General features: G+C 65.5%; 23 protein-coding genes and 1 tRNA gene. 4 read left to right on the forward strand and 20 right to left on the reverse strand.

What is annotated here, in order from left to right; genetic code table 11:
- Nucleotides 1-24: 24 nt before the first annotated feature.
- Nucleotides 25-963, reverse strand: coding sequence for a helix-turn-helix transcriptional regulator (locus tag AC07M7_RS18530; RefSeq protein WP_495208023.1), 939 nt, complete (start codon nucleotides 961-963; stop codon nucleotides 25-27).
- A gap of 139 nt (nucleotides 964-1,102) precedes the next feature.
- On the opposite strand from AC07M7_RS18530, the gene AC07M7_RS18535 reads away from it, so the two are divergent.
- Both AC07M7_RS18535 and AC07M7_RS18540 read left to right on the forward strand, forming a co-directional pair.
- Complete coding sequence (locus tag AC07M7_RS18535; protein ID WP_478475145.1) at nucleotides 1,103-3,433, forward strand: TonB-dependent receptor; 2,331 nt, start codon at nucleotides 1,103-1,105, stop codon at nucleotides 3,431-3,433.
- Nucleotides 3,434-3,553: 120 nt separating this feature from the next.
- Nucleotides 3,554-4,009 (forward strand): DUF4189 domain-containing protein, encoded by a 456-nt coding sequence (locus AC07M7_RS18540; protein WP_495208024.1) that lies wholly within the window; start codon nucleotides 3,554-3,556, stop codon nucleotides 4,007-4,009.
- 91 nt (nucleotides 4,010-4,100) lie between these two features.
- Here the strand turns inward: AC07M7_RS18540 and AC07M7_RS18545 are convergent.
- The 15 genes from AC07M7_RS18545 to rlmE all read right to left on the reverse strand — a co-directional run bounded on the left by AC07M7_RS18545 (nucleotide 4,101) and on the right by rlmE (nucleotide 19,434).
- A tRNA-Ser gene (locus tag AC07M7_RS18545) sits at nucleotides 4,101-4,193 on the reverse strand.
- A gap of 78 nt (nucleotides 4,194-4,271) precedes the next feature.
- A complete protein-coding gene (gene csrA, locus AC07M7_RS18550; protein WP_004152909.1) occupies nucleotides 4,272-4,475 on the reverse strand; it encodes a carbon storage regulator CsrA in 204 nt (67 codons plus the stop codon).
- A 147-nt stretch (nucleotides 4,476-4,622) separates the two neighbouring features.
- The gene (alaS, locus tag AC07M7_RS18555) at nucleotides 4,623-7,271 is read right to left on the reverse strand and encodes an alanine--tRNA ligase (RefSeq protein ID WP_136638580.1); all 2,649 of its coding nucleotides are present in this window, start codon (nucleotides 7,269-7,271) and stop codon (nucleotides 4,623-4,625) included.
- 109 nt (nucleotides 7,272-7,380) lie between these two features.
- On the reverse strand, nucleotides 7,381-7,872 hold the full coding sequence (gene recX, locus AC07M7_RS18560; protein WP_253078933.1) for a recombination regulator RecX: 492 nt from the start codon (nucleotides 7,870-7,872) through the stop codon (nucleotides 7,381-7,383).
- Between the two features lie 110 nt (nucleotides 7,873-7,982).
- Nucleotides 7,983-9,020 carry a recombinase RecA gene (recA, locus tag AC07M7_RS18565; RefSeq protein ID WP_012510666.1) on the reverse strand — a complete coding sequence of 346 codons (1,038 nt, stop codon included), beginning with the start codon at nucleotides 9,018-9,020 and terminating at the stop codon, nucleotides 7,983-7,985.
- 204 nt (nucleotides 9,021-9,224) lie between these two features.
- Nucleotides 9,225-9,860: a transcriptional repressor LexA gene (lexA, locus tag AC07M7_RS18570; protein WP_012510665.1), complete on the reverse strand. Its 636-nt coding sequence runs from the start codon at nucleotides 9,858-9,860 to the stop codon at nucleotides 9,225-9,227.
- Between the two features lie 227 nt (nucleotides 9,861-10,087).
- On the reverse strand, nucleotides 10,088-11,770 hold the full coding sequence (gene ubiB, locus AC07M7_RS18575; RefSeq protein ID WP_136638629.1) for a 2-polyprenylphenol 6-hydroxylase: 1,683 nt from the start codon (nucleotides 11,768-11,770) through the stop codon (nucleotides 10,088-10,090).
- Nucleotides 11,771-11,804: 34 nt separating this feature from the next.
- Nucleotides 11,805-12,299: a CinA family protein gene (locus tag AC07M7_RS18580; protein ID WP_428710306.1), complete on the reverse strand. Its 495-nt coding sequence runs from the start codon at nucleotides 12,297-12,299 to the stop codon at nucleotides 11,805-11,807.
- Nucleotides 12,300-12,402: 103 nt separating this feature from the next.
- Nucleotides 12,403-13,713 (reverse strand): ribosome rescue GTPase HflX, encoded by a 1,311-nt coding sequence (hflX, locus tag AC07M7_RS18585; protein ID WP_428710307.1) that lies wholly within the window; start codon nucleotides 13,711-13,713, stop codon nucleotides 12,403-12,405.
- Nucleotides 13,714-13,727: 14 nt separating this feature from the next.
- Nucleotides 13,728-14,003 (reverse strand): RNA chaperone Hfq, encoded by a 276-nt coding sequence (hfq, locus tag AC07M7_RS18590; protein ID WP_004152891.1) that lies wholly within the window; start codon nucleotides 14,001-14,003, stop codon nucleotides 13,728-13,730.
- 96 nt (nucleotides 14,004-14,099) lie between these two features.
- Nucleotides 14,100-15,053: a tRNA (adenosine(37)-N6)-dimethylallyltransferase MiaA gene (gene miaA, locus AC07M7_RS18595; protein ID WP_495208025.1), complete on the reverse strand. Its 954-nt coding sequence runs from the start codon at nucleotides 15,051-15,053 to the stop codon at nucleotides 14,100-14,102.
- Nucleotides 15,053-15,949: a dihydropteroate synthase gene (gene folP, locus AC07M7_RS18600; protein ID WP_495208026.1), complete on the reverse strand. Its 897-nt coding sequence runs from the start codon at nucleotides 15,947-15,949 to the stop codon at nucleotides 15,053-15,055. The genes miaA and folP overlap by 1 nt, the downstream gene beginning before the upstream one ends.
- 560 nt (nucleotides 15,950-16,509) lie before the next feature.
- Nucleotides 16,510-16,695, reverse strand: coding sequence for a hypothetical protein (locus AC07M7_RS18605; protein ID WP_065722299.1), 186 nt, complete (start codon nucleotides 16,693-16,695; stop codon nucleotides 16,510-16,512).
- 102 nt (nucleotides 16,696-16,797) lie between these two features.
- Complete coding sequence (gene ftsH, locus AC07M7_RS18610) at nucleotides 16,798-18,732, reverse strand: ATP-dependent zinc metalloprotease FtsH (protein WP_169050334.1); 1,935 nt, start codon at nucleotides 18,730-18,732, stop codon at nucleotides 16,798-16,800.
- 69 nt (nucleotides 18,733-18,801) lie between these two features.
- Nucleotides 18,802-19,434 carry a 23S rRNA (uridine(2552)-2'-O)-methyltransferase RlmE gene (gene rlmE, locus AC07M7_RS18615; RefSeq protein WP_004152870.1) on the reverse strand — a complete coding sequence of 211 codons (633 nt, stop codon included), beginning with the start codon at nucleotides 19,432-19,434 and terminating at the stop codon, nucleotides 18,802-18,804.
- Nucleotides 19,435-19,499: 65 nt separating this feature from the next.
- On the opposite strand from rlmE, the gene yhbY reads away from it, so the two are divergent.
- Together yhbY and AC07M7_RS18625 are read left to right on the forward strand one after the other, a co-directional pair.
- On the forward strand, nucleotides 19,500-19,805 hold the full coding sequence (yhbY, locus tag AC07M7_RS18620) for a ribosome assembly RNA-binding protein YhbY (RefSeq protein ID WP_004152868.1): 306 nt from the start codon (nucleotides 19,500-19,502) through the stop codon (nucleotides 19,803-19,805).
- Between the two features lie 13 nt (nucleotides 19,806-19,818).
- Nucleotides 19,819-20,193 carry an Mth938-like domain-containing protein gene (locus AC07M7_RS18625; RefSeq protein ID WP_253079824.1) on the forward strand — a complete coding sequence of 125 codons (375 nt, stop codon included), beginning with the start codon at nucleotides 19,819-19,821 and terminating at the stop codon, nucleotides 20,191-20,193.
- A gap of 277 nt (nucleotides 20,194-20,470) precedes the next feature.
- Here AC07M7_RS18625 and AC07M7_RS18630 read toward each other — a convergent pair whose 3' ends face one another.
- The 4 genes from AC07M7_RS18630 to surE are packed head-to-tail and all read right to left on the reverse strand — an operon-like array spanning nucleotide 20,471 to nucleotide 23,339.
- Nucleotides 20,471-21,256, reverse strand: a complete 786-nt coding sequence (locus tag AC07M7_RS18630) for a peptidoglycan DD-metalloendopeptidase family protein (protein WP_136638588.1) — start codon at nucleotides 21,254-21,256, stop codon at nucleotides 20,471-20,473.
- Nucleotides 21,253-21,867: a YqaA family protein gene (locus AC07M7_RS18635; RefSeq protein ID WP_004152860.1), complete on the reverse strand. Its 615-nt coding sequence runs from the start codon at nucleotides 21,865-21,867 to the stop codon at nucleotides 21,253-21,255. Before AC07M7_RS18635 ends, AC07M7_RS18630 begins: the two co-directional genes overlap by 4 nt.
- An 18-nt stretch (nucleotides 21,868-21,885) precedes the next feature.
- Nucleotides 21,886-22,563 (reverse strand): protein-L-isoaspartate(D-aspartate) O-methyltransferase, encoded by a 678-nt coding sequence (locus AC07M7_RS18640; RefSeq protein ID WP_046984418.1) that lies wholly within the window; start codon nucleotides 22,561-22,563, stop codon nucleotides 21,886-21,888.
- Complete coding sequence (gene surE, locus AC07M7_RS18645; protein WP_012510655.1) at nucleotides 22,560-23,339, reverse strand: 5'/3'-nucleotidase SurE; 780 nt, start codon at nucleotides 23,337-23,339, stop codon at nucleotides 22,560-22,562. Before surE ends, AC07M7_RS18640 begins: the two co-directional genes overlap by 4 nt.
- Between the last annotated feature and the right edge of the window lie 33 nt (nucleotides 23,340-23,372).

The raw sequence follows: 23,372 nt of genomic DNA on the forward strand, positions 1-23,372 counted from the left end.
CGCACCGCCAGCCGCGATCCGGACTCAGCGGATCTGGCTGGGGGCGATGCCGTAGCGCGTTCGGAACGCGGTTGCGAAATTGGTGGCATGCCGATAGCCGACGAAATGCGCGGCCTGCTGCACGCTGCAGCCCTGCCGCAGTTGCTCGCAGGCCAACTGCAGGCGTCGCTCGCGCAACCACGCGAACACCGAACAGCGGTGCACCTGCTGGAATTTCAGGCGCAGGCTGCTCGGGCTCATGCAGGCCACGCGGGCCAGGTCCTCCAGCCGGTGGTCAGCCGCAGGCGATGCCTGCAGGCAGTCGATCACCCGTTGCAGCATGCGCCGGTCGCGCGGTGAAACACGCAGATCCGGCAGCGCGTCCTGTGCAGACGTACCCAACGCCATCGCCAGCATCTGCAGTCCCACACCCTCGCAGAGCAGCGCATGCATCGCGCCTTGCCAGGTCCCCGACAGCAACTGTTCGGCGGCATGTTCAAGATGCGCGGGTACCTGCCAGCTGTGCAGCCGCCGGCGACCATGGCGACGAGCCTGCAACAGCAGTTCGCTGATCACCGGATCATCCATCTCGGCCGGTGCATCCAGCGAGACATTCAGACTGCGCATCCGTTGACCGGCCGGATGAATCGCAGTCATCGGCGCGGCATCGGCCAACACCATCACGCCGGTGCCGCGGTTCATGCCGATCACAGCCTGCCCTTCCAGGCGTGCTCCGGCACGGCCTTCCAGCATCACGATCGCAGCGAACGGCGGGGGTGCCTCCGAAGTCGCCTCGAACGGCTGATGCGCGACCACGTCCGACAGCGCCAGGCTGATGCCAGGGCGCAAGCAGCGCTGTTCCACCCTGCCCTCGACCACGCACAGCGCGCCCGAATCCGCGGCGGACGCAAGTGAAGGCAGCCGATAGCGGAAACCGCTGCTGCGGCCCAAGCGGTCCAGGTCGGCAAGGGTAAGGGTGTGCATGGGGCGCCTACGGGAGATCCAACGCCATTGTCATATGAGAACCGCTCTCATCTCCAACCTTCATGGCAAGGCCCAATCTGCCCTTGTTGATACAAAGAGTTACGTTATAACATTTCACATCAACTTCACGGATCGTGTCATGCGCCGCCATCTCCTTGCTGCTGCCATTCTGTTCGTCGTCCACAACGCCCAGGCCGCGGACGACCCCACCCTCCCCACCCTCCAGGTCCAGGCCTCCCAACCCTCCCGCATCGACAGCCGGGTCACCGTCGACAATCCGCAGGCGCAGAACCGCACTCTCGGCGGCCTGCTCGAACACGTCTCCGGTGTGCAGAGCACCGCCTTCGGGCCGAACGCGGGCGCTCCGGTCATCCGCAGCCTCAGCGGCAACCGCGTGCAGATCCTGCAGGACGGCCAGTCGATTCTGGGCATGAACGCGATCAGCGGTGACATCAACATCCCGTTCGATCCGCTGTTCGTACGCAGCGTCACCGTCAACAAGTCTTCCGACACCGTGCGCTATGGCGGCAATGCGATCGGTGGCAGCGTGGAGATCGACTCGGGCCTGATCTCGCGCAGCATGGAAGACAAGGACCAGTCGATGGAACTGGTCCTGCGCAAGGGGTTCAACGCGGCCGACGCGCAGGGCTTGCGCATGAACTTCAACAACCAGCGCAACGTGTCCACCAACCTGCAGGTGTCGCGACAGCGGATCTCGCACTACGACATCCCCGGCAACAGCAAGGCCAGCGTCTGCAACACCGGTCTGTTCCCGGCCGCTGGGGGCGTCAACTCGGCCCTGGCCGACGCCTGCCAGAAAGAGGCGCGCGTCCAGCAGATCTACAACAAGGCCTCGCAACCCTACATCGACCAGTTCATGACCGAGAACCCGGACTGGGCCGACGGTGATTTCTCCTTCTATACCAACAGTCCGACCTCGGTCTGGCAGCGCCGTACCTACGTCAATCCGGTCAACCCGGCCTACGTCGCGGGCACGCCCTCATACGTGCAGAAGCAGATAAACAACGATGTGACGCCCGACTACCATCACCGGCTGGGCAACAGCTATGCGCGCAATTCGCAGGTGGCCCTCGGTTCGACGCTGTTCTTCGACCGCGGCTACGTCGGTGTCAGCATCGATGCCAAGGACAGCGAGTACGGCGTGCCGGGCTTTTCGATGCAGAACCTGTCGTTCGGCTCCAACTACGCCGATGGCCTGCCGGTGGGCGTGGTGATCAAGCAGCAACGCTACGCGCTGGAAGCCCTGCTGCGCGATCCGCTGCCCTACGTTGAACGCGCTGAGCTGCGGGTCTCGAAGCTGGACAACACCTCCGGCGAGCGGCTGGGCACAAAAAAAGCCAACGACTACGACTTCGAGAGCACCCAGGCCGAGCTGCTGCTGAGCCATCAGCGGGTCGGCCCGCTGAGCGGCCTGCTCGGTTTCAGCCATCAGTCGCGTGATGTCACCGGCAGCGGCTCGCTGCGCTACCTGCCCGACGTCGACAGCCGCAGCAACGCGGTGTTCCTGAAGGAAACGCTGGACTTCGGCTGGGCGAGCTTCGACGCAGGCGTGCGCCACGAACGCGTGGATCACGAGCTGCAGCCCAGCCGCTTCAAGACCGCGCGCAATGCTTCCAACACGAAACTGCAGGACCGCGACTACCGGCTCAACAGCTACAGTCTGGGCTCATATGTCGAGCTGGGGCCGATGTTCGCGGCCAAGGTGCGTTACTCGTCTTCGCAGCGTGCCCCGGAGATCAACGAGCTGTATGCCAGCAACGCGCACTACTCGGTGATGACCCAGGAAGAAGGCAACCAGGACCTGGAACCGGAACGCGCGAAGAACCTGGAGCTGACCGGCCTGTTCCATCTCGGCGGTTTCGAGCTGTCAGCCACGGCCTACCGGATGAAGTACGAGAACTATCTCTACCTCGGCTACTCCGGCCTGCAGACCGCCAACCGCCTGCCGCTGAAGTACTGGAAGCAGACCGATACCACGGTGAAGGGCTTCGAGATCGACGTGTCGCAGGCCGTGGACCTGGGCCGCTATGGTTCGTTGAATGTCTCCGCCTTCGCCGACCTGGTGAAGAACAAGGCCGACCACCCCGATTCGCTGCGTGCCCACAATGACGGCGAATATCTGCCGAACATGCCAACCAACCGCTACGGCGCTAACCTGCAGTGGCAGCGCGAAGGCTGGAAGGCGCAGTTGTCCAGCACCTACTACGACACCCAGAAGTACCTCGGCCGCAACGTCAGCGAGGAGGTGCCGCTGGATGCGTTCAACATGGTCGACCTGCAGGTCAGCCGTGAGCTGCCGGTGCGCAATGCCTACATTGCCAGCATGGAAGTGTTCGTCAATGGCAGCAATCTGCTCAATGAGGAAGCACGGCCGCACAACTCGCCGCTGAAGTACATTGCGCCGCTGCCGGGGCGTGGTTTCCAGGTGGGTGTGACGGTGAGGCTTTGAGTAGAGATTGAATGAGAACACGCCTGCAGGTGAACAGCCTGCAGGCACTCTGCATCAGAATCCCATCTGGTTGCGCCTCGAACCCCGCTTGATCCACCATCGGCAAAAAGGGAGAGTGCAATGAACTGGATGCAGATGGTTTCACTTGGGCTGTTGCTGTCCGTCTCATCAGGCGCAAACGCCGCCTCTGCGATCACCTACGACAAGGATGGTCGCTTCGGCTATTCGATGAATCAGCGCTCCCTGACCAGCGCGATGCAGCAGTCGCTGCACTACTGCGCAGCGCGATCCCGCAATTGCGGTCAGTCCGCCAGTACGTCCAGCGAAGGCTATTCGGCCATTGCCACAGGCACGATTGCGTTGGGTTTTGCTCTGGGTGAGAAGACCCCGGAAGCCGCGCAGAGGAAGGCAGAAAAGATGTGCAGGGAACGTGCCAACGACTGCACCCTTTCGATGCTGTGGCGGGAAACGCCAACTCCCGAGCTTGAACCGCCAGTGCTCCCTGGCGCACCAGCCCCCGCGCCTGCGGCAACGCCAACGCCCCGATCGCAGCCCAGGATCGGGACAGTGGATTAGGCATACGCAGCTCTGCGCCGATCTGCCTTTTCGAACATCAGATAAAGAAAAACGCCTGCAGATCGACGATCTGCAGGCGCTTCTTTGTATCTGGCGGAGTGAGAGGGATTCGAACCCTCGATAGAGCTTTTGACCCTATACTCCCTTAGCAGGGGAGCCCCTTCAGCCGCTCGGGCATCACTCCGGGGTTTTCTCCGCGTCTGGTGCGTTGCACCTCAGCGGGGCGTGAATCATAACGTTAATCGAGTGCGAAGGTAAAGCGTTATTCGGCAGAATTTTCACTGCCGGTGCCACCGGCTTCGTCACCACGCTGGATGCGCTGGTAGATCTCTTCGCGATGCACAGCGACGTCCTTCGGCGCAGTGATGCCGATACGCACCTGGTTACCCTTGACGCCAAGCACGGTGACGCTCACCGAGTCACCGATCATCAGGGTTTCGCCGACGCGGCGAGTCAGGATCAACATTTTTGTAAGTCTCCATGGAACCGTGTGGAAGGGTATCCCCCACCGGCTTGACGCTCCGTCAAGAAGCGCTACCACGACAAAGGGAAAAGATTCGCAATGGTACCGTCAGCCGTCCCGCTCCTACAAGGAGGGGGACGGCGCGGTTCATCACAGGCGGGGGCTGACCCATTCGACGACGGCAGCCAGCGCAGTGGCAAGGGCGGGCCCGTCCTCGCCACCACCCTGGGCGAGGTCCGGGCGTCCGCCGCCCTTGCCCCCGATCTGACTGGCGATATGGGACAACAGTTCCCCGGCCTTGACCTTGCCCATTGCGCTGCCGTTCACACCCGCGACCAGGGCGGCCTTGCCGTCCTGGGCACCGGCCAGCACGATCACCGCGTCGCCCAACTGCTGCTTCAGGCGGTCCATGGCGTCACGCAGGGCCTTGGCGTCGAAGCCTTCCAGGCGGGCCGCCAGCACCTTCACACCGGCAACCTCGACGGCCTGGCCGGACAGGTCAGCGGTGGCGCCAGCGGCAACCTTGGCCTTCACGGACTCCAGCTCGCGTTCCAGCTGCTTCTGGCGCTGGCCAAGGGCGCGGATCTTCTCCACCACGTCGGCAGCGCTGCCGCCAAGCAGTTCGGCGGCCTCGGCCAGGCGGGCCTCTTCGGCATCCACGTAGTCCAGGGCACCTTGGCCGGTGACCGCCTCGATGCGGCGCACGCCGGCGGAGACGCCGCCCTCGGAGGTGATCTTGAACAGGCCGATGTCGCCGGTACGGTTGACGTGGGTACCGCCGCACAGCTCGGTGGAGTAGTCACCCATCTTCAGCACGCGCACGTGCTCACCGTACTTCTCGCCGAACAGGGCCATCGCGCCGAAGTCCAGCGCTTCCTGCATGCCCATGTTGTGCACTTCGGCAGCGTTGTTGGCACGCACCTGCTGATTGACCTTGCGCTCGATCACCGCCAGCTCTTCCGCGCTGATCGGCTGGAAGTGCGAGAAGTCGAAACGCAGGCGGTCCGGAGCGACCAGCGAGCCCTTCTGCTGCACGTGGGTGCCCAGCACTTCGCGCAGGGCGGCATGCAGCAGGTGGGTGGCGGAGTGATTGAGGATGGTGGCGCCACGACGCTCGCCATCGACCTGGCCGGACAGCACGTCACCAACCTTCAGGCCGCCTTCGGACAGGGTGCCGACGTGGCCATGGAACTGGCCGGCGAACTTCTGGGTGTCGTCCACCGCCAGGCGCACGCCGTTGCCGGTCAGCACGCCGGTGTCGCCGACCTGGCCGCCGGACTCGGCGTAGAACGGGGTCTGGTTGGTGATCACGATGACCGCATCACCGGCATTGGCCGACTGCACCGGACGGCCGTCCTTGAGCACGGCCAGCACGGTCAGGTCATCGGCCTGCAGGCGGTCGTAGCCGAGGAAGCGGGTCGGGCTGAGGGTTGCCACCAGCTCCGCCGGCAGGGTCACGCCACCGCCGAACTTGCCGGCCGCGCGCGCGGTTTCGCGCTGCTGCTCCATCGCCGCATCGAAGCCGGCGATGTCGACGGTCAGGTCGCGCTCGCGGGCGATGTCCTGGGTCAGGTCGAGCGGGAAGCCATAGGTGTCGTACAGGCGGAACGCATCAACGCCGGGGATCACGCCGTTACTGGCTTTGCCGGCAACGTCCTCGAAGATCTTCATGCCGGCGTCGAGGGTTTCAGCGAAACGCTCTTCTTCGGCCTGCAGCGCACGGGTGACGGTATCGACCGCCGCCGGCAGTTCCGGATAGGCCTCGCCCATCTGCTCGACCAGAGTCGGCACCAGCTTGCTGAAGAACGGCTGACGCACGCCCAGCATCCAGCCGTGACGCAGGGCGCGGCGGATGATACGGCGCAGCACGTAGCCGCGGCCTTCGTTGGACGGCAGCACGCCGTCGACGATCAGGAACGAGCAGGCACGGATGTGATCGGCGATCACCCGCAGCGACTTGTTCTCCAGATCGGCGGTGCCGGTCAGCTCGGACGCCTTGCGGATCAGCGCCTGGAACAGGTCGATCTCGTAATTGGTGTGCACGTGCTGCAGGATCGCCGCCAGGCGCTCCAGGCCCATGCCGGTATCCACGCACGGTGCCGGCAGCGGCACCAGGGTGCCGTCGGGCTGGCGATCGAACTGCATGAACACCAGGTTCCAGATTTCGATGAAGCGGTCGCCGTCTTCATCCGGGGAACCCGGGGGGCCACCGGCGATGTGGTCGCCGTGGTCGTAGAAGATCTCGGTGCACGGGCCGCACGGGCCGGTATCGGCCATCTGCCAGAAATTGTCCGAGGCAAACGGCGCACCCTTGTTGTCACCGATGCGCACGATGCGCTCTTCCGGGATGCCGACCATGTCGCGCCACAGCGCATACGCTTCGTCGTCGGTCTGGTAGACGGTGACCAGCAGACGTTCGGCCGGCAGTTTCCAGACCTGGGTCAGCAGCTCCCAGGCCCAGGCGATCGCGTCCTTCTTGAAGTAGTCGCCGAAGGACCAGTTGCCCAGCATTTCGAAGAAAGTATGGTGACGTGCGGTGTAGCCGACCTGGTCAAGGTCGTTGTGCTTGCCGCCGGCGCGCAGGCAGCGCTGGACGTCGGCCGCGCGCACGTAGCTGCGCTTCTCCGCGCCAAGGAACACGTCCTTGAACTGCACCATGCCGGAATTGGTGAACAGCAGGGTCGGATCATTGCCCGGCACCAGCGGCGCCGACGGCACGATGGTGTGGCCTTTGCCCTTGAAGAATTCAAGGAAGTCGCTGCGGATCTGGGAAGTCGTGAATTTGGCGGATGCGTTCATTGGGGGCTGGCAGTCGGCGGGCCGGCGGACCCGGACCACCGGCCGCAATGGCCAGGGTCGCGCGGGACCGCCGAAAACCTAAAGGGTATCAGGCCCGGCGCCGCCAGTCTCAGTCATCCGGGTCGTAGCGGGTCGCGCGGCGGATGCTGTCCCCGTCGAAGCCCCGTCGGGCCAGCAGGTCCGCAGCCTTGCGACGCTGCGCCAGGTCCTGCGGGCCGGTTTCGCCGAAGCGGCGGCGGACCAGGTCGCGGGCGTTCTCCTGCCAGTCGCCTTCATAACTGTCCATTGCCGCGGCGATCGCCTCGCTGTCCAGGCCATGGGTGCCGAGCTCGGCGCGCACGTGGATCGGCCCGTAGCCGGTATTGGCACGCATCCGCACCAGGTTCTCGGCAAAGCGGGTGTCATCCTGCCAGCCCGCCTCGGTCAGCTTGGCAACAGCGGCTTGCGCGGCCTCATCCTCGATGCCACGGGCGGTCAGTTTGCGGGTCAGCTCTTTGCGCGAGTGTTCGCGGCGGACCAGCAGGCCCAGCGCCCGTTGTACGGGGGTCTGCTCACGCGGCCGTCGCTTGCGGCCGGCGGGAATGTCTTCGGCGTCGGACATCGGTGCTCCAGGGGTGGCGCCATCCGTGGCGCCCTGCCCGTCCATGGGCGATTCGAACCTGCGGAGCAGGGCGACGTCACTGACGGCGCCACCCTGCCCCACAGCAAGCCTTATTCGTCGTCGCCTTCGTCGTCGCCTTCTTCGCGGGCAGCTTCAGACGGCTGGAACTTCTCGCGCAGCTCGGCTTCGAGCTTGGCGGCGACGGTCGGGTTGTCGCGCAGATAGCCACGGGCATTGTCCTTGCCCTGGCCGATACGCTCTTCGCCGTAGCTGTACCAAGCGCCGGCCTTCTCGACCAGCTTGGCATCCACGCCCATGTCGATCAGTTCGCCTTCGCGGCTGATGCCTTCGCCATACAGGATCTCGGTGATGACCTGCTTGAACGGCGGCGCCAGCTTGTTCTTGACGACCTTGATCTTGGTCTGGTTGCCGATGATCTCGTCGCCCTTCTTGATCGCGCCGATACGGCGGATATCCAGACGCACCGAGGCATAGAACTTCAGCGCGTTGCCGCCAGTGGTCACTTCCGGGCTCTGTCCCGGCATCATCACGCCGATCTTCATGCGCAGCTGGTTGATGAAGACCACCAGGGTGTTGGAGCGCTTGATGTTGCCGGTCAGCTTGCGCAGCGCCTGGCTCATCAGGCGGGCCTGCAGACCCGGCAGCTGGTCGCCCATCTCGCCTTCGATTTCGGCCTTCGGGGTCAGCGCGGCAACCGAGTCGACCACCAGGATGTCCACCGAGCCCGAACGGACCAGCATGTCGGCGATTTCCAGCGCCTGCTCGCCGGTGTCCGGCTGCGACAGCAGCAGGTCGTCCACGTTGACCCCCAGTTTGGCGGCGTAGATCGGATCCAGCGCATGCTCGGCGTCGATGAAGGCTGCAGTGCCGCCCAGCTTCTGGCACTCGGCGATGGCCTGCAGGGTCAAGGTGGTCTTGCCCGACGACTCCGGACCATAGATCTCAACGACACGGCCCTTCGGCAGGCCACCAATACCCAGCGCGATGTCGAGCATCAGCGAACCGGTCGGAATGGCTTCGACGGGTTCGACCACGCGGTCGCCCATGCGCATCACCGAGCCCTTGCCGAACTGCTTTTCGATCTGGCCCAGAGCTGCAGCGAGGGCGCGCTTCTTGTTCTCGTCCATCGGATTGGTCCTTGCAGAGGTCGTGTCGTTGGAGGTGCTGTCTTTGGGGGTCTTCTTTGCCATGGGTTCACTTTAAGTCGGACGTATCGCACAGGCTGAGATTCTGCCCGGCGCTCTGAAAAGAATTATCGGACATCCGTACCAACCTCAGTGGAACCAGAGAATCGCCACAAAAGACCGCGGGGTAATGCGCTATGGAACAGGTCAACGGTTGGGTCGTAACAGGCCGCAATAGAGGCCTTCGATCGAGAAGTCCTGGTCCGGCAGCACCTCGATCGGCTTGTAGTCGGGGTTGCGTGGCAGCAGGCGGATACGGTCCTTGGCGATCTTCAGCAGCTTGACGGTGATCTCGTCATCGATGCGGGCCACCACGATCTGCCCGGAATGGGCATCGCGGGTGCGGTGCACGCCGATCAGGTCACCGTCGAAGATGCCCTCGTCGATCATCGAATCGCCCTGCACCTTGAGCAGGTAATCCGGCGCCGGCGAGAAGAACACCCGGTCCAGCACCACGAAATCATCCGAGCCGATGTCGGCACCGATCGGCAGACCTGCTGCGACCCGGCCGAGCACCGGCAGGCGCAGAACGTTGTCGGGCAGGCCCGGCTCGGCCAGCTTCTCCAGCGGTGGCGCCTGCACCAGGCGGATGCCTCGGGCCTGGCCCGGAATGCGACGGATCGCACCGGCCTGCTCCAGGGCTTCCAGGTGGTACTGGGCCGCGCGGACGCCCTTGAAGCCGAATGCACGCGCGATTTCAGTCTGCGACGGCGGTGCGCCTTCGCTCTCGATACGCTCGGCGATCAACTGCAGGATCGCCTGCTGGGTGTCGGTCAGGTCCATGATTAGTAGTATTACTACTAACGAACGGGACTGCAAGTGCTGGTTGCGACACGGCGGGCTGCAGGACTGACGGGGAACGACCTATTGCGCCGAGCCATGCTCGGCGCCGTCGCCGGGCATGGCCCAGCTGGTAGGGGCAAAAGCAAGAGCAGCCGACCAGCGGTCGGCTCTACAGGAATCGCGCAGCGATTCCGCGGTTCCCGTTGGGAACCGCTGCGGCAAGCACACTAGGTGTGCTTGCCGCTTCTCCATATCGAAAACAGGATCCACACGCCGCAGAAGCCGGCGCCGATGAAACCGCATACGCCCAGCGCCAGCAGCCAGCGGCTGGAAACCCCGCCGACGCTGTGCATCACGATGGATGAGCCGATGATCAGAGCGGCGGTGACGATGCCCATCACCAGCCGGTTGGCGGCGCGATTGACCTGTTCGCCGAAGCCCTGCAACGCCGTGGTTTCCACCTTCAGCTGCAGGCGCCCACGGCGTGCGGCCTGGACCAGCTTGCGCAGGTCACGGGGCAGTTCGCCGGCGAAATCAACCAGGCCCAGCAGGCTGCGCCGGCCACGCTTGAGCAGCGCCTTGGGCGCATAGCGCTGCAGCACCACCCGCTCCAGGAACGGTCGCGCGGCGCTGGCCATGTCGAAATCCGGGTCCAGCTGCCGGCCCATGCCTTCCAGGGTCAGGAACGCCTTGATCATCAGCGCCAGGTCGGCCGGCAGGGTCAGGCTGTAGCTGCGCAGCAGCTGGGTGATGTCGCCCAGCATCAGGCCGATGCGCAGGTCCTTCAGTGGCACGCCCCGGTACTGGTCGACGAACTGGCTGATGTCGTGCTGCAGCCGGTTTTCGTCCACTTCCACGCCGCCGGCCCAGTCCAGCAGCACGTCGGCCACGCCCTGCGGGTCCTGCTCGACCAGCCCGTGCAGCAGCTGCGCGACCTGGAAACGACGCACTTCGGACAGCGCACCGACCATGCCGAAATCGATCACGCCGATGCGGCCGTCGCGCAGGTAGATGATGTTTCCCGGATGCGGATCGGCGTGGAAGCTGCCGTCCTCCAGCACCATCTTCAGCACGATGTCGGCACCACGCCGCGCCAGTTCGCGCCGGTCCAGCCCTGCGGCGTCGACGCCGGCCAGGTCGCGGCCGGGAATGCCATCAACGAAGTCCTGCACATTCAGGCTTTCGCAGGTCCACTGCCAATGCACGCTGGGAATCAGGATATCGTCGCGGCCTTTGAAGTTGCGCGCGATGCGCTCGGCATTGCGGCATTCGGCGGCGAAATCCAGCTCGCGGCGCAGCGACACGGTGAACTGCTGCACGACCTCGGCCGGACGGTAACGACGCAGATCCGGAAGGCGCGCCTCGACGATCTCGGCCAGGCGTGCCAGCAACCGCAGATCGGCCTCGACCACATCGCGGATGCCGGGGCGACGTACCTTCAGCACCACCTCCCGACCGTCCTGCAGGCGCGCGCGATGGGCCTGCGCCAGTGAAGCCGCAGCCATGGGCGTTTCATCAAGGAAGGCGAACACCTCCTGCGGCGACGCACCGAGGTCGGACTCGAGCTGCTCGCGGATGTCCGCGTACGGCAAGGCCGGCACTGCGTTCTGCAGTTCGGAAAGCTCGGCGATCCATTCCGGCGGCAGCAGGTCGACGCGCGTCGCCAGCACCTGGCCAAGCTTGACGAAGGTTGGGCCGAGATCCTGCATGGCGCTGCGCACGCGCACCGGTGCGGTCATCCGCAGCAGTTCCTGGCGCTCTTCGTTCCAGTGCAGCAGGCGCCCTGCCCGCTCCAGCACCGTGGCCAGGCCGATGCGCCGCACCACATCGCCGAAGCCATAGCGGATCAGGACGACGGCAATTTCCTGCAGTCGGCCCAGGTCACGGACCGTGCCCAGCGTTTCCCACATCATGCGTGCTCCGGACGATTACCGGAGCAGCATGTCACAGCTGGGCGTCGATACCGCGCAATGCCGCGGCCACGGTTTGCCGGCGGATGGCTTCGCGGTCGCCATCGAACTGGAACAATTCGGCGCGGGCGTAACCTCCACGGCGCTTCCAGCCGATCCAGACGCTGCCGACCGGCTTGTCAGGGCTACCGCCGCCAGGGCCAGCGATACCCGTCACCGCCACGGCGATGCCGGCGCCGGAATTGACCAGCGCACCGGACACCATCTCCAACACGGTTTCGCGGCTGACCGCACCAAACTGCTCCAGGGTCTGCGCGCGCACGCCGAGCAGACGCTGCTTGGCCTCGTAGCTGTAGACCACCATGCCACAGTCGAAGAACGCCGAGGAACCGGCGATGTCGGTCATGCACTTGGCGATCCAGCCGCCACTGCAGCTCTCGGCGGTCACCAGCTGCAGCGAGGCCTGCTGCAGGCGCTGCCCGAGCGCGGCGGACAGGGCATTGAGTTCAGCGTCGGTGGGAATGGGCATCGGCATGACGGTGGGGTGAAGAACCTGCACGTTGTACCGCAGATGACGGCCGCGTGTCGCGGGCCTCCGTGACGGCAGTCGCCGGGCAGGGCCCGGCGCTACCTCACCACTCCGGCAGTTTCTCAGGCAGCAGCGCCCGGATCGGCGCGCCGTCGGCACTGGCGGCCAGCTTTTCGGCTTCGGCGATAGGCAGGTCGACCTGCAGCAGCCAGCCGTCTTCATCGGCCTGCTCGCTGCGGATCACTTCCAACTGGTGCAGGCGCGCGCGCAGACGGCCGGCATCCGGCGGCAGCCGCAGTTCACCGGTCACGTGCTGCAGGCCAAGGCGCTTGCCCAGCACGCTCTGCAGCAGGTCCAGGCCCTGTCCATCGCGTGCGGAAATCCACACTCGCTCGCGGCGTGACTCGTCGGGAACGCCGTCCTGGCCATCGTGGCGGACGTCAGCACCGTCGATGCGGTCAATTTTGTTGAACACCAGAAGCTGCGGCAGATCGCCGGCACCAACCGCGGTCAGCACCTCGTCCACCTGGGCGATGCGCTCCTCGCGGTGCGGATCGGCGGCATCAACCACGTGCAGCAGGAAGTCGGCCTCGCGCGCCTCGGACAGGGTCGAGCGGAACGCGGCGACCAGATCATGCGGCAGGTCGCGGACGAAGCCGACGGTGTCGGCCAGCACCACGTTGCCACCCGGCACCGCGATGCGGCGTACGGTCGGGTCCAGGGTCGCGAACAACTGGTCCGCAGCGTAAGCCTCGGCACCGGTCATGGCGTTGAACAGGGTCGACTTGCCGGCGTTGGTGTAGCCCACCAGGGCCACGCGCGGCAGCTCGCTGCGCACGCGTGCGCGGCGCATCTGGGTGCGCTGCACTTCCACCTTTTCCAGCCGCTTCTGCAGCTGTTCCACCCGCTTCTGCAGCAGGCGGCGGTCGGTTTCCAGCTGGGTTTCACCCGGGCCGCGCAGGCCGATGGAACCGCCGCGTTGGCGCTCCAGGTGGGTCCAGCCGCGCACCAGCCGCGTGGCCAGGTGGCGCAGCTGTGCCAGCTCGACCTGCAGCTTGCCTTCGTGGCTGTGCGCACGCTGGGCGAAGATGTCCAGGATCAGGCCGGTACGGTCGATCACCCGGCGTTCGAGGAAGCGCTCCAGGTTGCGCTCCTGGCCCGGGCTCAACGCATGGTTCACCAGGATCAGGTCGGCGCCAGAGGCATCTGCGGCAGCCTTGATCTCGTCCAGCTTGCCGCTGCCGATCAGGGTCGACGGATTGGGCCGATCCAGGCGCGCGGTGATCGTGGCGGCGATGCTGGCCCCAGCCGAGCGGGCCAGATCACCGAACTCTTCCAGCACATCGTCTTCCAGCTTGCCGAAATGCGGCTGGATCAAGAGGGCGTGTTCGCCCTTTTTCGAGCGGTCAAACATTCACCGCTCCAGTCTTACTCGTCTGCTTCATCACCCGCCTGACCACCTTCACCCGACTGCACATAGCCACCACCCGGTCCGACCTTCACGTTGCGTGCCGGTACCACCGTGGAAATGGCGTGCTTGTAGACCATCTGGCTGACCGTGTTGCGCAGCAGGACCACAAACTGGTCGAACGACTCGATCGTGCCCTGCAGCTTGATACCGTTGACCAGGTACACCGAAACCGGCACGCGCTCGCGCCGCAGTGCGTTCAAGAAAGGATCCTGCAGCGATTGTCCCTTGGACATTGCACACTCCTGATTATTGTTCTTATTGGGTTGCCGACGGTTGCCGCGGCCCCCGAGCCGCCCACCGACCGATGATGTTACACGGCTGGCGGGGGTTCAGCGTGCGACGAAGGTCGACACCGCGCCGGCAAGGCGCTCCCGGTCGATATGGGGGTCGAACCAGCGCGCATCAAGTTCACCGCGCAGCCAGGTCAGCTGGCGCTTGGCCAGCTGCCGGGTGGCGAAGATCGCCTTGTCACGGAAGCGGGCGGCATCGCCCTGCCCGTCCAGGTACTCCCAAGCCTGGCGATAGCCGACCGCGCGCACCGCCGGCAGGTCCAGTGGCGCCTCCACGGCGGCCAATTCCGGCATCGCGCGCAGCGCCCGCACCTCGTCAAGGAAACCCTGCGCCAGCATGGCGTCGAAGCGCGCCTCGATGCGCTGGTGCAGTACCGCGCGGTCACGCGGGGCCAGGACCAGCTTGAGCGTGCGCACCGGCAAGGGCGCCACGCCCGGCCGGCGCTGCCACTCCGTGATGGGGGTACCGGTCAGGCGATAGACCTCCAGCGCCCGCTGGATGCGCTGCGGGTCGGTGGCATGGATGCGTGCGGCGGCCGCCGGATCAACCTTGGCCAGTTCCGCATGCAGTGCCGCCCAGCCGCGTTCGGCGGCTTCGGCGCTGAGCGCTTCGCGCGTCGCCGGATCGGCCTCCGGCATCGGCGACAGGCCCTGCAACAAGGCGCGGAAGTACAACCCGGTGCCGCCGGCCAGGATCGGCATCTTGCCGCGCGCCAGGATGTCGGCCACGACGCGACCGGCATCGGCCGCGAACTCGGCCGCCGAATAGGTCTGCCAGGGATCGCGCAGATCCAGCAGGTGGTGCGGCGCCTGCGCACGCTCGGCCGCATCGGGCTTGGCCGAGCCGATGTCCAGGTGGCGATAGACCAGTGCCGAATCGACGCTCACGATCTCGCCATCCAGCTGCCGGGCCAGGGCGATCGCAGTCGCGGTCTTGCCACTGGCGGTCGGTCCCATCACGGCGATCGCCAGCGGCCGCTGGTCGATCCCCATCAGTCTTCGTCCGGCCAGCGGATCGTCGGCGTGGCGTCGGCGCGCGGCGTCGGTACGGCCTCCAGTGCCTGCCAGATCTTCAGTGCGTCGACCGTGGCGGCCACGTCATGCACGCGCACGATGCCCGCACCTCGCTGAACTGCGATCAGGTGCGCGGCAACCGAAGCAGCCACTCGCTCAGACGGCGTGTCGCGACCGGTCAGTTCACCCAGGCTGCGCTTGCGCGACAGGCCAGCCAGCATCGGCACGCCCAGTTCCAGGAAGCGCTCCGAACGCGCCAGCAGGGTCATGTTGTGGGCGGTGGTCTTGCCAAAGCCGAAACCGAGGTCGATCAGCAGGTTTTTCTTCTCGATGCCCTCCATCTCGGCAGCGAACAGGCGCTGCACCAGGAAACCATGCACCTCGCCGACCACGTCGTCGTAATGCGGATCGGCCTGCATATGGCCCGGCTCGCCCTTCATGTGCATCAGCACCACCGGCACGCCGGCCTCGGCAGCCGCGTCCAATGCGCCTTCCTGGCGCAGGCCGAAGATGTCGTTGATCATGCCGGCGCCGGCCGCCACTGCCGCCCGCATCACGTCGGGCTTGAAGGTGTCGATGCTGATCGGCACCTGGGTTCGGGCAGCCAACTGCTCGATCACCGGAATCACCCGGCGCAGCTCCTCCTCCACCGATACCGGCGCAGCGCCCGGCCGGGTCGATTCGCCGCCGATGTCCAGCAGGTCCGCGCCCTCCTCGACCAGCTTGAGGCCATGTGCGACCGCGGCCTCGGTGGTATCGTGCGCGCCGCCATCGGAGAACGAGTCCGGGGTGACGTTGACGATGCCCATGACCCGGGCACGGTCGAGGCGCAGAATGCGGCCGGCGCAATCGAGCTGGGGCGAGGTATCGAACATGGGCAATCCTGCAGGGACAACGCCGGGTAGTTTAGTTCGGCAGGGCGGCGCCCTGCACCCGCAGAGGCAACGGCCACAGCAAGAGCCCAAGCAACAGCAGAAGCTGGTTTCCTGAGGGTAGCCGGGGTGGGTCCGGTTGCGGGAGACGCCGTAAACCCATCCATGGGGGCTTGGCCGCGGCATCCATGCCGCGGACACTCCCGCAACCGGACCCACCCCGCCTTCGACAGATTTCTGCGATCTTTCGGAGCAGCTCTTGGGGTCAGATCCGTTTTCCTGCGGAAAACGGATCTGACCCCATTCTTGTACATCGATATCTGACAGATGTGTCGACCAAGGTCGACACCTACCAACAGCTCCCGAAATCTGTCAGAGGTGGGGCGGTGTCGGAGTGCGGGGTGTCAGCCGCATGGATGCGGCTGCCAAGCCTACAGGGACGTACTCGCGGCGTCCCCGCACTCCGACACCGCCCCGCCATCCCACGGAATGTAGCTGTAGCTGTAGCTGTTGCTGTTGCTCCGGCTCGTAGCAGGTGCAGGGCGCAGCCCTGCCGATACCCATCAACGGCGGCGGCGCTTGCGGTCCACGTACAGGGTCTTGGCGATGCTCAGCACGATGCCGACACCGATACCCACCACGCAGCCCAGCAACAGGTTGTCGGCACCAAGGCCTACACCCACGCCGACCACGGTGGCGATGATCATCTCGACGGTGTGGGAAATCGGTTCGGGCTTCGGGGTGGACATGCGGGCTCCAGCATCAGAACGGTTCTTCGGGATGGGCCAGTGGCCCGGAAACAACGAGGCCGGGTTGCCCCGGCCTCGTCTGGTATTACCTGCAGCGGGCCTTCAGTGCGACTCGGCCGGGCCTGCGATCGGCGGCAGCGGACGGGCGTCGCCACCCTTGTCGTTGCCACCATCCTTGTTCGACTTGTTCCAGCCGGCCGGCGGCGGCGGATCGCGGCCTTCCATGATGGCGTCGATCTGCGGCGCATCGATGGTTTCGTACTGCAGCAGCAGCTGGGACATCGCGTGCAGCTTGTCCAGGTTGGCCGTCATCAGCTCGGTGGTGCGTGCGTAAGCCTCGTCGAGGATGTTGCGCACTTCCTCGTCGATGCGGCGCGCGGTGTCGTTGGACACGCTCTTGTGCTGGGTGACCGAACGGCCCAGGAACACCTCATCGTCCTCTTCGCCATAGGCGATCGGGCCGAGCTGGTCGGACAGGCCCCACTTGGTGACCATGTTGCGGGCCATCTTGGTGGCACGTTCGATGTCGTTGGAGGCACCCGTGGTGACTTTGTCGGCACCGAAGATCAGCTCCTCGGCCACGCGGCCACCGTACAGCGAGCACAGCTGCGACTTGATCGCCACGCGGTTCATCGAGTACTTGTCGCCTTCCGGCAGGTACATGGTCACACCCAGCGCACGGCCGCGCGGGATGATGGTGACCTTGTAGACCGGATCGTGCTCGGGCACCAGACGACCGACGATGGCGTGACCGGCTTCGTGGTACGCGGTGAGGGTCTTCTCCTCCTCGCTCATGGCCATCGAACGACGCTCGGCACCCATCAGGATCTTGTCGCGGGCACGATCGAAGTGGTCCATGCGGACCTCCTTCTCGTTGCCACGGGCGGCGAACAGGGCGGCCTCGTTGCAGAGGTTGGCCAGGTCGGCACCGGAGAAACCCGGGGTACCACGTGCGATCACCATCGGCACGACGTCGTCAGCCAGCGGCAGCTTGCGCATGTGCACCTTGAGGATGTGCTCGCGGCCCTTTACGTCCGGCAGGCCAACCACCACCTGACGGTCGAAACGGCCCGGACGCAGCAGCGCCGGGTCCAGCACGTCCGGACGGTTGGTCGCGGCGATCACGATCACGCCTTCGCCACCCTCGAAACCATCCATCTCGACCAGCAGCTGGTTCAGGGTCTGCTCGCGCTCGTCATGACCGCCGCCCAGGCCGGCACCACGGTGACGGCCGACGGCGTCGATTTCATCAATGAAGATGATGCACGGCGCGTGCTTCTTGGCCTGCTCGAACATGTCGCGCACACGGCTGGCGCCGACGCCGACGAACATTTCCACGAAGTCCGAACCGGAGATCGAGAAGAACGGCACCTTGGCCTCGCCGGCGATGGCCTTGGCCAACAGCGTCTTGCCGGTACCCGGCGGGCCCACCATCAGCACGCCACGCGGAATCTTGCCGCCCAGCTTGGTGAACTTGGACGGGTCACGCAGGAAGTCGACCAGTTCGCCCACTTCTTCCTTGGCCTCGTCGCAGCCAGCGACGTCGGCGAAGGTGACCTTGATCTGGTCTTCGCCCTGCAGCTTGGCGCGCGACTTGCCGAAGGACATCGCGCCCTTGGCACCGCCGCCACCGCCCTGCATCTGGCGCATGATGAACAACCAGAAGCCGATGATCAGGATGACCGGCAGGAAATTCATCAGGATCGCGCCGAGGGAGATGCCGCTGGACGGCTCTTCCTGCACGATTTCCACGTTCTTGGTGCGCAGCACGTTGATCAGGTCACGATCGAACGGTGCAGTGATGGTGGCCGACTGGCCGCCACGGGTGGTGTAGGTGAGCTGGCTGGTGCCGCCGCGCATGTCGCCGCCGAAGGCGACCTTCTGCACGTTGCCGCTGTCCACCTGGTCCAGGAACTGCGAATACGACGCGCCCTGCGCCCCAGCCCCGGAGGTCTTGGGCGAGAAGCTCTGGAAGACCACCATCAGCACGACGGCGACGACCACCCATAGCAGGAGGTTCTTGGTCAAGTCGTTCATCCTCATTGGCTCCGGTGTTCCTCTTAGTGCTGGCGTTGCGTTGGGGTCGAACTTGCGTACGTTGCGAGCTTACTTCATGTGGGCGCGTTTTCCCTGACCCAAGGCATACACCTCGGGAGAGCGCTTGCGCGACGCTTCCGGCTTGCGGATGGAGACCTTGTCGTACCGGCGGCGCATGTCACGCACGTAGTCGTCAAAGCCTTCGCCCTGGAACAGCTTGATCAGGAACGCCCCACCGGTCTTCAGGTGGTTGTCGGCAAAATCCAGGGCCAGCTCCGCCAGGTGCATCATCCGCGGCTGGTCGACCGCGCCTACACCACTCTTATTGGGGGCCATGTCCGACAGCACAAGGTCTACCGGCTGATCACCGAGCATGGCTTCAAACTGCGATAGGACGGTTTCTTCCCTGAAGTCACCGTGAAGGAACTCCACGCCGGCCAGCGGCGGCATGTCCAGGATGTCCAGGGCCAGCACACGGCCAGTATCGCCGATCTGTCTCCGAACCTGCTGAGACCAACCGCCCGGGGCCGCGCCAAGGTCGACCACGACCATGTGCGGCTTCAGCAGCCGGTCACGTTCGAGCAGCTCTTCAAGCTTGTAGGCGGCGCGCGAGCGCATGCCTTCGGCCTGCGCCTTCTTCACGAAGGGGTCGGAGAAATGTTCCTTGAGCCAGCGCTGGCTGCTTTTGCTGCGGGTAGCCATTGAAAATAGGGGCTGATGGGGTCCTCATGATACCCTGATCGCCCCATTCAACCGTGTTTTCCTGCATGTCCATCGCCCTGACCGCTTCCCAGACCCGTTTCCTGCGCGGCCAAGCCCACGACCTGAAGGCGCTGCTGCAGACCGGCGGCAAGGGCGTGACCCCGGCCTTCATCGCTGAGCTGAATGAAGTGCTGGAGCGCCACGAGCTGGTCAAGGTGAAGGTCGCTGCCGAAGACCGCGACGCCCGTGACGTGATGATCGGCGAGATCGTCGAAGCCACCGAGAGCGCGTTGGTGCAGCGCATCGGCCACGTCGCCGTGCTGTATCGCCCGAGCAAGGAACAGCGCCAGATCGTGCTGCCGCGCGGCTGATCGCCTTACTGCCATGCAGCTGAACCACGAACCGCCCGATTACGCCTACAGCCTGCGCGCCGCCGATGGCCGCTCGGCCAAGGTAAATGACCAGGTCCTGGGCAGCAGTTTCTTCCTGACTCCGGACCAGCTGGTCGCGCAGTGGCCGGTGGCACGTGCCGCCGAGCTGCAGCTGGCCGACCTGGAGCCGATCCTGGCACTGAATCCGGCGCTGATCGTGCTCGGCACCGGCGACCGCCAGGTGTTCCCGCCGGCGGTGGTGATGGCTGCATGCCTGAGCCGCGGCATCGGCCTGGAAGTGATGAACAACCCGGCTGCCGCGCGCACCTTCAACATCCTGGCCGGTGAAGGCCGCAAGGTCGCTGCCGCCTTCATTCTGGAAGGCTGAGGAACAGAGCCGCCAGGCATCGCCCGGCGCTACCTTGGATCACACGTAGCCTGTAGCGCCCGAGCCCATGCTCGGGCGGCGTCGCTTCGCGGCGGAAAGGCGCCGGGCATGGCCCGGCGCTACCAACGTCAACGCGCCGGCAGGTACTGCTGCGGGTCGACCGGCTTGCCGTTGTAGCGGGTGCGCCGACGGCGTTTGCGGCCCATGGGCCGCGCCGACGGCAAACGCCCGGCGTGCTACGCCGGGCCGGGGATCCGCCCAGATGGCGAATCGACGATCAACGCGCCGGCAGGTACTGCTGCGGGTCGACCGGCTTGCCGTTGTAGCGGATCTCGAAGTGGACCATGTCGCGGTTCGCGCCGGTACGGCCCATCTCCGCGATCTGCTCGCCAGCCTTCACGCTCTGCCCTTCATTCACCAGGCGCTTGCGATTATGACCGTACGCCGAAAGCCACTGGTCGCTGTGCTTGATGATGATCAGCTCGCCGTAGCCGACCAGGCCGGCACCGGAATACACCACCACGCCATTGGCGGTGGCCTTGACTGCCTGGCCGCTGGTGCCCGCGATGTCCACGCCCTGCTTGGTCGCATCACCCGCCACGTAGCGGCCCACGACGGCGCCATCGGCCGGCCAGCGCCAAGCGATGTTGCTCTTCACCGGACCGGCCGGCGCCGTGGTCGGCGCGGCACTGCCTGCGGTGCTGCCGCCGGAGCGCGGCGGGGTCACCACCGTGGTCGGTGCGCGACCACCGCTGGCACCGGCCGGATACAGGCGGATCACCTGCCCCGGATGGATCGATGAGGGATTGTCCAGGCTGTTCCAGGCAATCAGGTCAGCCGGGGTGATGTCGTGGATGCGGGCCAGCGCATAGATGGTGTCACCCTTGCGAACGACCACGGTCTGGCCCGGCTTGGGCACCGAGGTCTTCGGCGTGGTCACGCCGCCACCGGTGCTGCCCCCACCAGGACGAACCACGGTAGCGGTGCCGCAGGCGGCCAGGGTGGAAACCAGCAACGCCAGCGCGCCGATGCGCACTCCCTTGCTCAGACGATCAGGATTCATGCGAACTTCGACCTCCATACAAGCCAGGCGATCAGCACCACCACCAACGCGGTGGCGATCCAGCCCAGCGGTTCAATCCAGCGACGCAGCGCCGCTTCGGCACGCGCACCACCGATACGGATGACCGCAGCCAGCACGAACACGCGCTTGCCACGGCCGATCAGCATGCTCAACAGGTACTGCGGCATCGGTACGCCGACGATACCCGATGCCCACGTGAAGACCTTCATCGGGATCGGCATGAAGCCGCCCAGCACCAGGAAGGTGAACACCGCCCACGGCGACTCGGCCATCTTGGCCTGCACGGTGGTGATGCCCTGCTCGATCGCCGGCAGCATGCCCAGTGCCTCGAACAGTGGCTTGATCGCCTCGAAGGCGAAATGACCCAACGCATAGCCGACCACCGCACCGACCATTGAACCGGCCAGGCTGAGAGTCGCGAACCACCAGCCGCGCTTGGGCTGGGCCACGCACATCGGCGCCAGCATCACTTCCGGCATCACCGGGAAAATGATCGCCTCGAAGAAACTCAATACCGTGAGGTAGGTCGGCGCGCGTTCGTGCGCCGCCCACTTCATCGCCCGCTCGTACAGCGGCCCGAAAATCTTCATGCAACCCTGCTCCGTGGATTAGTCCAGCATGCCAGACAGCAGCGGTACGAAGGTGACCGGCGCCAGCACGTGTTGTTCGATGCTGCCGTCGGCCTTGCGGTCCAACTGCACCAGCGACTGCGCACTGGGGCCGCCGACCGGGGCCACCAGGCGGCCGCCTTCGGCGAGCTGCTCGATCAGTACATCGACCAGCGCCGGCGCCGCTGCGGTGACCACGATGGCATCGAACGGACCGTGCTCGGCCCAACCGACGCGGCCGTCATCATGCTTGGTACGGATGTTCATGCCCAACGCACGAAAACGCTTGCGCGCCTGGCGCAGCAGGTCTCCGATGCGCTCGACGGTGTACACCTCCAGACCCAGTGCACCGAGCACCGCGGCCTGGTAGCCCGAACCGGTACCCACTTCCAGCACCCGCTTCGGTGCCACCTGCAGGACAGCCTCGGTCATCCGAGCGACCACCCAGGGTTGCGAAATGGTCTGGCCATGGCCGATAGGCAGTGCGGTGTCTTCGTAGGCCCGTGACGCCAGCGCCTCATCGATGAAAAGATGGCGCGGCACCACCCGGATCGCATTCAAGGTTGATTCGTCGACGATGCCCGCTTCACGCAGGCGATCGACCAGGCGGTCACGCACACGTTGCGAGGTCATGCCGATGCCGACAGCTTCCGGTTGCAGGCGCAGGCGCGGGCTCATGCCGGCTGGTCCAGCGCAGCACTGAGGCCGCCGACCCAGCTGGCCACCTTCTCCAGTGCCTGGTAGCGGGTCAGGTCGACCTGGATCGGCGTGATCGAGATGTGGCCGGTGCGCACCGCATGGAAATCGGTGCCGGGGCCGGAGTCCTGCTCGCGGCCAGCTGGCCCGATCCAGTACACCTCATTGCCGCGCGGGTCTTTCTGCGCGATGCAGCCTTCGGCGCGATGGCGGTTGCCGAGGCGGGTGACCTCGAAGCCCTTGACCTCGTTCCACGGCAGATCCGGCACGTTGACGTTGAGGATGGTGTCGGCGGGCAGCGGGTCGGCCTTGAGGCGGGCAACGATCTCGACTGCGGCACGCGCGGCGGTCTCGAAGTGCTTCGGATCGTGATTGCGGCTGACCAGCGAGACCGCTACTGCCGGCAAGCCGAGGAAGCGACCTTCCATCGCCGCCGAGACGGTTCCGGAATAGATCACGTCGTCGCCGAGGTTGGCAGCGTTGTTGATGCCGGACACGACAATGTCAGGTTCGAATTCAAGCAGGCCGGTCAGCGCCAGATGCACGCAATCGGTCGGCGTGCCGGCTACAGAGACGGTGTAGTGGTCGATGCGCTTGAGGCGGATCGGCAGGTCCAGGGTCAGGGAGTTGCTGGCGCCGGAGCGGTCGCGGTCAGGTGCGACCACCGTCACTTCGTGACCGGCTTCGCGCAGGACCGAGGCAAGCATCCGGATGCCTGCGGCGTCGACACCATCGTCATTGCTGACCAGGATTCGCATCTTCGATTTAACCGCTTGATTTTCCAAGAATTC

The sequence above is a fragment of the Stenotrophomonas sp. GW821-FHT09E08 genome (genome assembly GCF_059416125.1).